Below are 11,999 nucleotides of genomic sequence, written 5' to 3' on the forward strand. Positions count from 1 at the left end.
CGCGTTGATCTGTCTATCAGCTGAAAGCCTGGATGCCGGTCTGTCCGCGACCCAGAATCAGGGCGTGGACGTCGTGGGTACCCTCGTAGGTGTTCACCGCCTCGAGGTTCATCACGTGGCGAATCACATGGTACTCGTCGGAAATGCCGTTACCGCCGTGCATGTCCCGGGCAACCCGGGCGATGTCCAGGGCTTTGCCACAATTGTTGCGCTTGAGCAGTGAAATGGCGTCCGGTGTTACCGTGCCGGCATCCATCATCCGGCCCAGCTGGAGAACCGCCTGCAGGCCGATGGTGATCTCTGTCTGCATGTCCACCAGCTTTTTCTGGACCAGCTGGTTGGCAGCCAGGGGCTTGCCGAACTGTATGCGCTCCAGGGTGTAATTGCGGGCGGCATGCCAGCAGAACTCGGCAGCACCGAGCGAACCCCAGCTAATGCCAAAACGGGCCTTGTTCAGACAGCTGAAGGGGCCTTTCAGGCCCTCTACGTCCAGACGATTCTCTTCCGGAACGAACACCTCATCCATGAAGATGGAGCCGGTCTCCGACGCCCGCAGGGAGAATTTGCCCTCGATCTTCGGCGCGTCCAGACCTTTGGCGCCTTCGCGCTCAATTACAAAGCCGTTCACCTTGCCATCAAACTTGGCCCAGACTACAAAGATGTCGGCAATCGGGGAGTTGGTGATCCAGGTCTTGGAGCCACTTAGCAGGTACCCGCCATCAACTTTCTTGGCACGGGTTTCCATGCCGCCGGGATCGGAGCCATGGTTGGGCTCGGTCAGGCCGAAACAGCCAACGTATTCACCGGAGGCCAGCTTGGGCAGGATGCGTTTTTTCATCGCTTCCTGACCGTAGGAATAGATCGGGTACATGACCAGGGAGGACTGAACGCTCAGGGCTGAACGATAGGCGGAATCCACCCGTTCCACTTCCCGGGCAATCAGGCCGTAACAGACGTGGTTCAGCCCCGGGCCGCCGTATTCCTCCGGCAGGGTCGCACCCAGCATGCCGAGTTCGCCCATCTGGTTGAAGATAGTGCGGTCGAACTTCTCATGCCGGTTGGCCTCGGTGATGCCGGGCATCAGTTGCTGGTCGCAGAAGCTGCGAATACTGTCTCGGACCTGGCGTTCGGTTTCGTCCAGTTGTGAGTCGAAATCCAGCAGGTCATTCCAGGGTGCGAAAGCCATTTGTAGTCTCCTGAAAGCGAATATCGGGTGTCCGGTTGAGGTCCGGTTATAGGGACACCGGACCAATCTGTGCTATCTTTGTGTTAACACAGTTTCATTAAGCGAAACTGTGTTTTGTAATTCGATGTTGAAAGACTAATCCGGGTGTTGTGGAAATGCAAGCAGTGTTCAAATCTGACTGGGCGCTCCTGCCGTGAGCAATATGCTGAAGTGGCTCGTGTCCCTGGCTGTGGTAACAGAGCTGGTGGCCATCTGCCTTGGGCATCGCGAACTGAGCGCGTTCGCCGGCGTTATGTTTGTCGGGGCCTTCCTGCTCGGCATTGGTGCAGGGCACCTTCAGGGTTACGCGCGGGTGTTGCTGGTGATTGCACTGGCAGTGCTCGGAGCCTTTGCTGTACAAGGCTCCCTGAATACCGCGCAATTGGTGAAAGCGGCCTCCGATGCGGCCTTTTATTCGGCTTTTCTGGGCAGCCTGGGAATGATGCAGTGCCTGGTACGCCGGTTCGAGGTGCTGCGCCGGATTCATGATGTGCTGCTGGGTGGCAAGCCAGTGTTGCTCTATCCCAAGTACGCCCTGGTCAGCTGTGGTGTTGCAACGGTGTTGAGTTTTGGAATGATGAGCCTGTTGTGCGGCACACTTGCTGAGACCCTTCGTGAGCGGGGCATTACCGGCGAATCCCGTCTGCAGTGGCTGCGTAGCGTCCTGATCAGTGCCCTGAGGGGCTTTGCGCTGGTGCCGCTGGTGGCGCCCACCAGTGTCGCTGTAGCAATTCTTACCCGGGAACTGCCCCAGTTGAGCTGGTCCCAGCTGTTGCCGTTCGGATTGGTAGCCGCATTGTTGATGGTGTTGATTGGCTGGGTGCTCGAGCAGAGCCGGTTTCGCAAGATCAGCAATGAGCGTGTCGCCGTTGAAGGCTGGCTGCCGGGTACCGGAAGTCTGCTGGCGCTGATCCTCGTGGTCTTCTCGCTGATGGCGGCACTGGTGGCGACGACCGGGTTCAAGGTATCGGTAGCGGCCATGCTTTCCGTCCCGACCGTAACCCTGATCTACATGTTGTGGCAGGAACGTGGGCTGATACCGGTTTTGCGAGAGGGCGCGGGCCAGGTGTGGAACATGCACAACGAGATGGCCATTTTCGCCGCCTCTGCAATCCTCGGTGTGGCATTGTCCGCAGTGATACCGGCCGATGCCCTGGCCGGCCTGGTGGCCACAGGGAGCGGCGTTTTCCTGGTGGCCGTTCTGGGCATGCTAATGATGCCGATGTTCTCGATGATCGGAGTTATTCCGATCACGGTCTTGAGTGTTCAGGCCGGTTTGTTGCCACAGCTGGTTGCTGAGGGTATGCACCTTCTGCCGGTGGCCGTGGCCCTGGTGATTGGCTTCTCCCTGGCCATGATGCTTTCGCCCTTCGGCCCCTCGGTGATGCTGCTATCCAGGTTCGGGCAAATCTCACGGTGGGTTGTGGCGTTTCGCTGGAACGGTCTGTTCGTGCTGATCGCCCTGCCGCTGCTGCTGGTACTGACGGCTCTGGTGGCCTGGCTGACGCCGGGCCACTAGCTCAGATCAGTATCCCCTTTCAGTATCCACGACCCCGGTAATCGGGCGGCCCTGGGCATGATCCCGGATTTTTCCGGTGATCTGTTCCAGGGTGGCGTCCCGCAGGGTTCTGGCGGAAATGTGAGGCGTGATGGTGATGTCCTCCCGCTGCCAGAAAGGATGATCCTCGGGCAGAGGCTCTTTGCGGAACACATCCAGGGAAGCCTTTCGCAGTATGCCCTCGTCCAGAGCTCTGAGCAGATCGTCCTCCACCAGATGTTCACCCCGGCCAACGTTGATCAGCACGGCACCCGGCTGGAGCTGGCTCAGCAGATCATAGTTGATGATGTCCCGGGTTTCGTCGGTCAGGGGCAGGGTGTTCACCAGAACCCGTGTCGATTTCAGAAACCCGGCGAGCTGGTCCGGACCGGCATGGGTGCTGACACCCTCCAGGCTGTGCTCTCCTCGCGCCCAGCCGCTCACCCGGTAATCCAGAGCTGCCAATGTTCGTGCCACGCGCTTGCCGATATGGCCAAGCCCCATAACGCCCACGGGCCACTCGCTGCGCTTCATGGGGCGGTGAATTTTCCAGACGCCTTGGCGTTGCTGCTCCCGATAGGTTTCCATTTCGCGGTTTGCTTCCAGAAGCTGATGCAGCACGTACTCAGCCATCTGCGCCGACATGCCCGCGTCTTCCAGGCGCACTACGGTCAGATCTTTCGGCAGGTTCGGCACCTTCAATAGCCCGTCAATGCCGGCTCCCAGGTTGAATACCGCCTTCAGGTTCTTCTCCCGTTCGAACAGGGCTGAAGGTGGTTGCCAGACGATGGCGTAGTCCGCGTTGACCGCCGGCCCGTCCGGATCCCAGACGTAAATCTCTGCATCTGGCAGGAGTTCGCGGATGGGGACTGTCCAGCGTTCGGGTTTGGGATCGCCTGCCACAAAAAGAATCTTCATTTCGCCTCCGGGGTCGCCACGGGGTTTGATGGCTGCTAACGTGTTTTGCAATGCAGAATAAAGTATCGAGTTGGATGGGTAAAGGCGGTACGAAATACCGCAATGCGAGTTTTATTTTGAAACATAACTACCAATCGTTTCATATTTGGTACGGGTTTTGACAATACTTTCTGGTACTTGATTTCTGCAGCGATTAAAATGATGAATCCTTAATTATTCACCATATTAATACACCGGTTACCGGAGCGGGCGACGCGGTTGGAGGACGTCCCATTATGGCAGGAAAAAAGCAGATCTCACCCGAACTGAAAGTGGCATCCACTGACGGTAAGCCCGTGAAGCCGGAAAAAGACCGCAAGTTTGTCGAGGCCCTGTCCCGCGGCCTGGACGTGCTCCGCGCCTTCAGCCAGGGTCCTGTCATCCTGGGGAACCAGGACATCGCCCGCATCACCGGGCTGCCCAAGCCGACCGTGTCGCGGATGACCTACACCCTGACCAAGCTGGGTTACCTCAGCTACAACACCCAACTGGAAAAGTATCAGTTGAGTTCCGGGGTGCTTGCACTGGGTTATGCCTACGTGTCCAACCTCAAGGTTCGCCAACTGGCCAAGCCCTACATGGACGAATTCGCCCGCCAGACCAACATGTCCGTTGGCCTCACCTGCCGGGACCGGTTGCATATGATCTACGTGGAAAACCGTCTGCCACCGGAAGCCTCCCTGTTGCGGATGGATATCGGCCTGAAACTGCCGATGGCCAGTACCTCCGCCGGCCGCGCCTACTACTGTGCCGTCAGCGACAAGGCTCGCCTGGTGATTGACGACGCCATGGCCGAAAAATATGGTGATGCCTGGCCAGAGAAGAAGCAGGGCCTCGACCAAGCCATGAAGGACTACAAGGAACACGGCTTCTGCCTGTCCATCGGCGAGTGGGACCGCAACATCAACTCCGCTGGCGTGCCCATTCATCTGCAGGATGGCACCATCATGGCTCTGACCTGTGCCGCACCGTCTTACCTGGTGCCGGCCGAAAAGCTTCGCGGTTCCATTGCCCACCAGTTGGCCATGCTGGCAGGTGATATCGAATCGCTGGGTGTTTGATAACAGTCGTGAAGTAACGAAGGGAGGTGGCGAGCAGGCCCTACAGAAACCGTGCGGAGCCATGGATGGCGGAGCCGAGCGTACAAGGATGTATTCACAGCGTGTTTCTGTAGGGCCTGCTCGCCACCTCCCGACAAACTCCAAACCAAGAAACCGCAGAAGAACCCCTGCGGTTTTTTTGTGCCTGTAGTTTAATGGGTGGTTGAAACCACAAACGAACTTGTATTAAATCGTACGCATGTTTCGCTAGTTAAAACCACATTTCAGAAAGAATGCGAGGAGAAATCATGTCTGAGGTCGTTAGCTATAACCGGGAAGGCAACATCGGCGTTATTACCGTGAACTACCCGCCGGTAAACGCCCTCGGGCAGGCTGTTCGTTCCGGTCTGCTCGCAGCCCTGGAGCAGGGCCAGAAAGATACAGAGGCCAAGGCACTGCTGCTGGTTTGCGAAGGGCGCACCTTTATTGCCGGTGCCGACATCCGTGAGTTCGGCAAACCCATGCAGGAGCCCACACTGCCGACACTCGTGAATACCTTTGAAAACAGCGACAAGCCGCTGGTTGCCGCGATCCATGGCACCGCCCTGGGTGGTGGTCTGGAAACCGCACTGAGCTGTCACTACCGGGTTGCGGTCAGCAGTGCCAAGGTGGGCCTGCCGGAAGTCAAGCTGGGCCTTCTGCCCGGTGCCGGTGGCACACAGCGGCTTCCGCGCCTGACCGGTGCCCAGAAAGCACTGGAGATGATTACCACCGGCGAGTTTGTCGGCGCCAACGATGCCCTGGCCCTGGGCATTCTTGATGCCGTAGAGGAAGGCGACGATATCCGCGCTGTAGGCATGGCCTATGCGCAGAAAGTGGTCGACGAAGGCAAGCCGGTACGTCGTGTTCGCGATATCACCGACAAAATCGACGCGGACAAGGGCAGCGATGTCTTTGACCAGTTCCGTGACGAGCTGAAGAAGCGGGCCCGCGGTCTGTTCTCTCCGTTCAAGTGTGTCGACGCTGTGGAAGCGGCCTTCAATCTGCCTTTTGACGAAGGCATGAAGCGCGAGCGGGAGCTGTTCATGGAATGCATGGAGTCACCCCAGCGCGCTGGTCTGATCCATTCGTTCTTTGGCGAGCGTGAGGTCTCCAAGGTCAAGGGGCTGCCGAAGGATACTCCGGTTCGTGACGTCAAGAGCGTTGGCATTATCGGCGCCGGCACCATGGGTGGCGGTATTGCCATGAACTTCGTCAATGTGGGCATTCCGGTCACCATCGTGGAAGTAAAACAGGACGCTCTGGACAAGGGCCTGGCCATTATCCGCCGCAACTACGAGAACTCCGCCAAGAAGGGCAAACTGACCCAGGAGCAGGTGGAGCAGCGGATGGCGCTGATCACCACGAGCCTGACCTACGACGATTTCCGGGACGTTGATCTGGTGATCGAGGCGGTGTTCGAGGACATGGCCATCAAAAAAGAAATCTTTGCCAAGCTTGATGAGGTCTGCAAGCCGGGTGCGATTCTGGCGTCCAACACCTCAACCCTGGATATCGACGAGATTGCGTCTGCCACCAAGCGCCCGGAAGACGTGGTGGGTATGCACTTCTTCAGCCCGGCTAACGTGATGAAGCTGCTGGAGAACGTGCGTGGCAGCAAGACCTCCGATGAGGTCAAAGCCACGGTGATGGCGGTTGCCAAGAAGATCAAGAAAGTGGGCGTCATGGTGGGTAACTGCTACGGCTTTGTCGGCAACCGGATGCTCCACAAGCGCGGCACCGAGGCCATGTCCCTGGTGGACGAGGGCGCCACCCCGCAGCAGGTCGACAAGGTGCTGACCGATCTCGGTTTCCCCATGGGCCAGTTCGCGATGTCCGATCTTGCCGGGATTGATGTGGGTTACCGGATTCGCGAAGAGCGCCGCAAGGCTGGCGAAGACATTCCCGCCAGCTGGATGGATAAGCTTGCCGAACAGGGCCGCCTTGGTCAGAAGACCCAGGCAGGTGTATACAAGTATGAGGAAGGCAGCCGCAAGCCGATTCCCGACCCGGAAGTGGAGCAGCTGATCGAGCAGTTCCGCAAGGAACAGGGGATTACGCCCCGGGAGATCACCGATCAGGAAATCCTCGAGCGCTGCGTGTATGTGATGATCAATGAGGGCGCGAAGATCCTGGAGGAAGGCATCGCCGATCGTCCTCTGGATATCGACATTGTCTGGATCTACGGCTATGGCTTCCCGGCCTATCGCGGTGGCCCCATGTTCTGGGCCGATCAGGAAGGTCTGGATACGATTCTTTCAGCGGTTAAGAAGTACCAGGATACCGTTGGTGGCGAGCAGTGGGAGCCGGCGGCTCTGCTCGAGAAGCTGGTTGCTGAAGGCCGTAAGTTCGCTGACCTGTAACTTGGCGGGCGGGTCGCAGGGCGGGGTGTCTTTTCCTTTGGGAAAAGCAACTCGCTTTGCTCAGACATCTTTTCCCGGCGGAAAAGACACCCCGCCCCACGACCGGCTTAGCTGAGTGTTTAGGCTAACCCGACCTACATGTTTCAAAAATTGAGGGCATTGTTATGTCTGATGCAGTAATCGTCTCCACCGCGCGCACCGGCCTTGCGAAATCCTACCGGGGCTCTTTGAACAACACACACAGCGTGGATATGGCAGGTCACGTTATCAAGCATGCTGTTGAGCGCGCAGGTATTGATCCGTCTATTGTTGAGGATGTGATCATGGGCGCGGCCTACCAGGAGGGCGCCCAGGGCCGGAATATTGCCCGTCTGGCGGCCATCCGCGCCGGTCTTCCGGTGACCACTGCCGGGTTCTCCATCAACCGGTTCTGCAGCTCGGGGTTGCAGTCCATTGCCCTGGCGGCACAGCGGGTGGTGTCCGAAAAAGTACCCGCCATGGTGGCCGGGGGCGTTGAGTCCATTTCCCTGGTGCAGAACGAGAAGATCAACAGCTTCCACGCCACCAATGAGTGGCTGATGAAGAACAAGCCCGAGCTGTACCTTTCGATGATTGAGACGGCGGATATTGTCGCCAAGCGCTACAACGTCAGCCGTGAAGCCCAGGATGAGTATTCGCTGATTTCCCAGCAGCGCACGGCGGCGGCCCAGCAGGCGGGCAAGTTTGATGATGAGATCGTGCCTTTCGATGCCACCATGCTGGTCAAGGACAAGGAAACCGGTGAGGTCAGTGAAAAGCAGGTGACCCTGAAAGGTGACGAGTGTAATCGCCCGAATACGACCCTTGAGGGCCTGGCGGGTCTGGAGCCGGTGCGTGGTCCGGAGCAGTTCATCACGGCGGGCAACGCCAGCCAGCTGTCGGACGGCGCCTCCGTGTGCACGGTGATGAACAGCACTTATGCCGAGAAGCACAACATTGAACCCATGGGTATTTTCCGTGGCTTCGCTGTGGCGGGATGTGAGCCGGATGAGATGGGCATCGGCCCGGTGTATGCGATTCCGCGCCTGCTTGAGCGCAATGGTCTGACCATGGACGACATTGATCTGTGGGAGCTGAACGAAGCCTTCGCGTCGCAGGTGATTTACTGTCGTGACCGCCTGGGCATTCCCATGGAGAAGCTGAATGTAAACGGCGGCTCAATTTCCATCGGCCACCCCTTTGGTGTTACCGGCGCCCGCCAGACAGGCCACGCCCTGATCGAGGGCAAGCGCCGTGGGGCGAAATACGTGGTGATCACCATGTGCATCGGCGGTGGCCAGGGTGCTGCTGGGCTGTTCGAGGTAGTTTGAAGCCGGCCTGTATGAGATCGGGGTCAGAAGAATGCTTTCTTCTGACCCCTTGTTGACCAAAAGGGGAAATGCATGGACAGACAAGCAAAAGCCGTCGTCTGCCGGGAATGGGGGCAGCCTGTTCAGGTGGAAACCATCACGGTAGAAGGCCCCAAGCGGGATGAAATCACCATCAAGATCGCGGCCTGCGGCGTTTGCCACAGCGATCTGTCCGCCACCACGGGTAAGATTCCCTACCCGCCTCCCCTTGTATTGGGGCACGAAGCCGCCGGCGTGGTTGTCGAAGTCGGTGAGGGCGTCACCGCCTTCAAGGAAGGCGACCATGTGGTGAGCACGTTTATCTCAATGTGCGGCAAATGCAGCCAGTGTGTCCGTGGCCGCCCGGTGCTGTGCGAGAACGCCCGCAAGGCCATGTTCAACCTGCCGGATGGCACCGTCAGAACCAAGGGTGCAGACGGCGAGCCCCTGAACGTCTTCGGCGCCTGCGGCGTGATGGCCGAGTTCGCCACCATGCACGTGGACAATTGTGTCAAGGTGGATGAAACCGTGCCCATGCAGAACGCAGCCCTGGTCAGCTGCGCTGTGATGACCGGTGTGGGCGCCGTGTTCAACACCGCAAAACTTGAACCCGGCTCCCGGGCCGCCGTGTTTGGTATTGGCGGCGTTGGTCTCAATGCCATCCAGGGCTGTGTCACCGCCGGTGCCGAGATGATCGTGGCGGTAGACAGCAACCCGACCAAGCTGGCGATGGCGAAAGAATTCGGCGCCACCCACACCGTGAATATTAACGAGGTGGAAGACGCAGCCAAAGCGATAAAGAAAATGACCGGCGGCGTAGACTATGCCTTCGAATGCGTCGGCGCCGGGCCGGTTGTCGAGCAGGCCTACAAGAGTCTGGGGCGTGGCGGCACTGCCGTGGTGGTGGGCGTGGCGGATCCGAAGGACAAGACCTCACTGACCACCCTGACCTTGCCGGCCGATGAGCGTACGCTGAAAGGCAGCTGGCTGGGCTCCGCCAGGCCGCAGCACGATTTCCCCAGAATCCTGGGTCTTTACAAGGCTGGTAAACTCAAGCTGGACGAACTGGTTACCCGGACCTACCCCATAGAAGAAGCCGCGCAGGCGTTCGAGGATATGGTGGCGGGCAAGAATGCCCGGGGCGTAATTGTATTTGATTGAGGTGAAACGCATGAACGAACTGAACAGGAACTACATCAACGGCCAATGGGTTAGCTGGGCCGGTGACATGATCGACGTTCACGAAGCCGGCACCGGTGACGTTATTGCCCGGGTGCCCGCCTCCGGCGCGGATGAGATGGAACAGGCCATTGCCGCCGCCGACGCGGCGTTTGAAAGCTGGTCCGAAAGCACCGTCGAGCAGCGTATCAAGGTGCTGGAGCAGCTGCACGCCGGTCTGAAAGAGCGGGGTCCGGAAATTGCCGAGACGGTCTGCCGCGAAGTGGGCATGCCCATCAAACTGGCCACGCCGATCCAGGCCGGTATGCCGGCTGCGGTGACCAAGAGCTATCTGAAGCTGCTGCCGGACTTCGAATTTACCGAGCAATCCGGTAACTCCGAAGTTCAATACGCCCCGGTGGGTGTGGTTGGCTGCATTACCCCCTGGAACTACCCGCTGCACCAGGTGATCCTGAAGATCGTTCCTGCGATCGCAGCCGGTTGTACCGTTGTGCTCAAACCCTCGGAAATTGCGCCCCAAACGGCGTTTATCCTGGCTGACATTCTGGATGGGACCGATCTGCCCAAGGGCGTGTTCAACATGGTGTGCGGTTACGGCCAGACCGTGGGTGATACCCTGATCAAGCACCCCGATGTGCGCATGGTGTCCTTCACCGGTTCTACCCGCACCGGCAACCTGATTGCCCACGCAGCAGCGGACGATTTCAAGCGGATCGCCCTGGAGATGGGTGGCAAATCCGCTTCCGTGATCCTCCCGGATGCCGACCTGGCGGGCGCGGTTAAAGGCACTGTGAACAACTGCCTGCTGAACTCCGGCCAGACCTGCACCGCACTCACCCGCATGCTGGTTCCGGCCGACAAGCACGATGAAGCCTGCGAACTGGCCGCCGCGGCTGTGGCAAAGATGACCCCGGGCAACCCGCTGGAAGAAACCACACGGTTAGGCCCGCTGTCGTCTGCCCAGCAGCGTGACAAGGTGATCGACTACATCAAGCTGGGTATCGAGGAAGGTGCCAAGCTCATCGCTGGCGGCCCTGAGGCGCCCGAGGGTTGTGACAAGGGTTACTTCGTCAAGGCCACCGTGTTCGGCAACGTCAAGCCGGATAGCCGTATCGCCCAGGAAGAGATCTTCGGTCCGGTGCTGTGCGTGATTCCCTACAACGATGAGGCAGACGCCGTCAGAATCGCCAATGGCACAGAGTACGGTCTCTCCGGTGCAGTCTGGTCCGGGGATGATGCCAAGGCGAAGAAAATTGCCAGCAAGCTGCGCACTGGTCAGGTATTCGTGAACGGTGGTGCGTTCAACCCGATGGCACCGTTTGGCGGCTTCGGCCATTCCGGTATCGGCCGCGAATTTGGCAAGTGGGGACTGGAGGAGTTTTTGGAAATCCGGTCTTTGCAGCTGTAAATGCCGATAGGCTGGGCTGCCGATCGGTGGCCCTGAGAGTTAGATCGGCCACGGGGTGGGGGTGTCTTTTCTGCCGGGAAAAAATGTCTGAGCGAAGCGAGTTGTTTTTCCCAGAAGAAAAGACACCCCCGCCTCGGGGCCAGCCCCCAAAGCCTGTAAGCCCTAGGCCTTCCCCCCAAGCAAAATCCGCACGGCCGTACAGGCATCCTCCAGTTCTGCCTCCCTGGGTTCGCGCCCGGCGATGATGTCGCTGTACAGGCAGGACTCTGCCAGTCTAATCATGAAGTAAGACAGGCTGAAGATGTTCATTGGTGGCTTGATATGCCCGGCCGCAACCTGGTCTTTAAGCATCCGCGTGTTGGTTTCGACCGTGCGAGTGTGCAGGATCGACTGGGACGAGGTGAGTATCTTCAGGGCGTATTCCGGGTCCTGGTTGATAAAACGGCGCAGCGGCTCGAAGTGCAGGATCGCGGAGTTGGTGCGGCGGTATACGCCGACAATGTAGTCCACGCCAGTGCCGGGCGTTTCCGCTATGGCCTGTCGCCAGAGGGGTTCGTACAGGGACCAGAGAATCTCGCCGATCAGCAGATCCTTGTTGCCGACCCAGCGAAACAGGGTGGCGCGGCCAATTCCGAGCTCATCAGCCAGCGGCGCCAGGTGAATGCGCTCACCCTTGAGCCACATGCGACGTGCTCGCTTGAACGCCTCGGCCGGTGTTGCCCTGTTTACGGTTTTGTCTGCCACTGAAACCTCATGCCCGAATTTGGATTCATTTTAACGGCTAAACCCGGAGCCGGCTATGCGCGCGGTTCTGACGGCTTGTGATGGTTTTGTGAACTTTTCCGCCTACACTCTGCCATGAAAGCATCGAAAGCCACCGGCAA

Annotated in this window: 9 protein-coding genes; 6 read left to right on the forward strand and 3 right to left on the reverse strand. The window is 58.9% G+C overall.

Annotation, left to right across the window (positions count from 1 at the left end; genetic code table 11):
• Positions 1-16: 16 nt before the first annotated feature.
• The gene (locus MDHKLMBL_RS07085; protein ID WP_008177046.1) at positions 17-1,186 is read right to left on the reverse strand and encodes an acyl-CoA dehydrogenase; all 1,170 of its coding nucleotides are present in this window, start codon (positions 1,184-1,186) and stop codon (positions 17-19) included.
• Positions 1,187-1,388: 202 nt separating this feature from the next.
• Here MDHKLMBL_RS07085 and MDHKLMBL_RS07090 point away from each other — a divergent pair, with 202 nt between their 5' ends.
• Positions 1,389-2,744: a hypothetical protein gene (locus MDHKLMBL_RS07090; protein WP_008177048.1), complete on the forward strand. Its 1,356-nt coding sequence runs from the start codon at positions 1,389-1,391 to the stop codon at positions 2,742-2,744.
• 6 nt (positions 2,745-2,750) lie between these two features.
• On the opposite strand, the gene MDHKLMBL_RS07095 is transcribed toward MDHKLMBL_RS07090, so the two are convergent.
• Positions 2,751-3,680 carry a 2-hydroxyacid dehydrogenase gene (locus MDHKLMBL_RS07095; protein WP_008177050.1) on the reverse strand — a complete coding sequence of 310 codons (930 nt, stop codon included), beginning with the start codon at positions 3,678-3,680 and terminating at the stop codon, positions 2,751-2,753.
• Positions 3,681-3,955: 275 nt separating this feature from the next.
• Between MDHKLMBL_RS07095 and MDHKLMBL_RS07100 the strand changes: the two genes are divergently transcribed.
• The 5 genes from MDHKLMBL_RS07100 (at position 3,956) to MDHKLMBL_RS07120 (ending at position 11,115) form a co-directional block, all read left to right on the forward strand.
• Positions 3,956-4,780 (forward strand): IclR family transcriptional regulator, encoded by an 825-nt coding sequence (locus MDHKLMBL_RS07100; RefSeq protein ID WP_008177052.1) that lies wholly within the window; start codon positions 3,956-3,958, stop codon positions 4,778-4,780.
• Positions 4,781-5,067: 287 nt separating this feature from the next.
• Complete coding sequence (locus tag MDHKLMBL_RS07105) at positions 5,068-7,161, forward strand: 3-hydroxyacyl-CoA dehydrogenase NAD-binding domain-containing protein (protein ID WP_104270450.1); 2,094 nt, start codon at positions 5,068-5,070, stop codon at positions 7,159-7,161.
• Positions 7,162-7,325: 164 nt separating this feature from the next.
• A complete protein-coding gene (locus tag MDHKLMBL_RS07110) occupies positions 7,326-8,510 on the forward strand; it encodes an acetyl-CoA C-acyltransferase (protein WP_104270451.1) in 1,185 nt (394 codons plus the stop codon).
• Positions 8,511-8,582: 72 nt separating this feature from the next.
• A complete protein-coding gene (locus MDHKLMBL_RS07115) occupies positions 8,583-9,689 on the forward strand; it encodes a zinc-binding dehydrogenase (protein ID WP_104270452.1) in 1,107 nt (368 codons plus the stop codon).
• A 10-nt stretch (positions 9,690-9,699) separates the two neighbouring features.
• Positions 9,700-11,115 carry an aldehyde dehydrogenase family protein gene (locus MDHKLMBL_RS07120; protein ID WP_104270587.1) on the forward strand — a complete coding sequence of 472 codons (1,416 nt, stop codon included), beginning with the start codon at positions 9,700-9,702 and terminating at the stop codon, positions 11,113-11,115.
• A 162-nt stretch (positions 11,116-11,277) separates the two neighbouring features.
• Here MDHKLMBL_RS07120 and MDHKLMBL_RS07125 read toward each other — a convergent pair whose 3' ends face one another.
• Positions 11,278-11,859, reverse strand: a complete 582-nt coding sequence (locus MDHKLMBL_RS07125; RefSeq protein ID WP_104270453.1) for a QsdR family transcriptional regulator — start codon at positions 11,857-11,859, stop codon at positions 11,278-11,280.
• Positions 11,860-11,999: the final 140 nt, after the last annotated feature.

The sequence above is a fragment of the Marinobacter flavimaris genome (genome assembly GCF_002933295.1).
Taxonomy (GTDB): domain Bacteria; phylum Pseudomonadota; class Gammaproteobacteria; order Pseudomonadales; family Oleiphilaceae; genus Marinobacter; species Marinobacter flavimaris.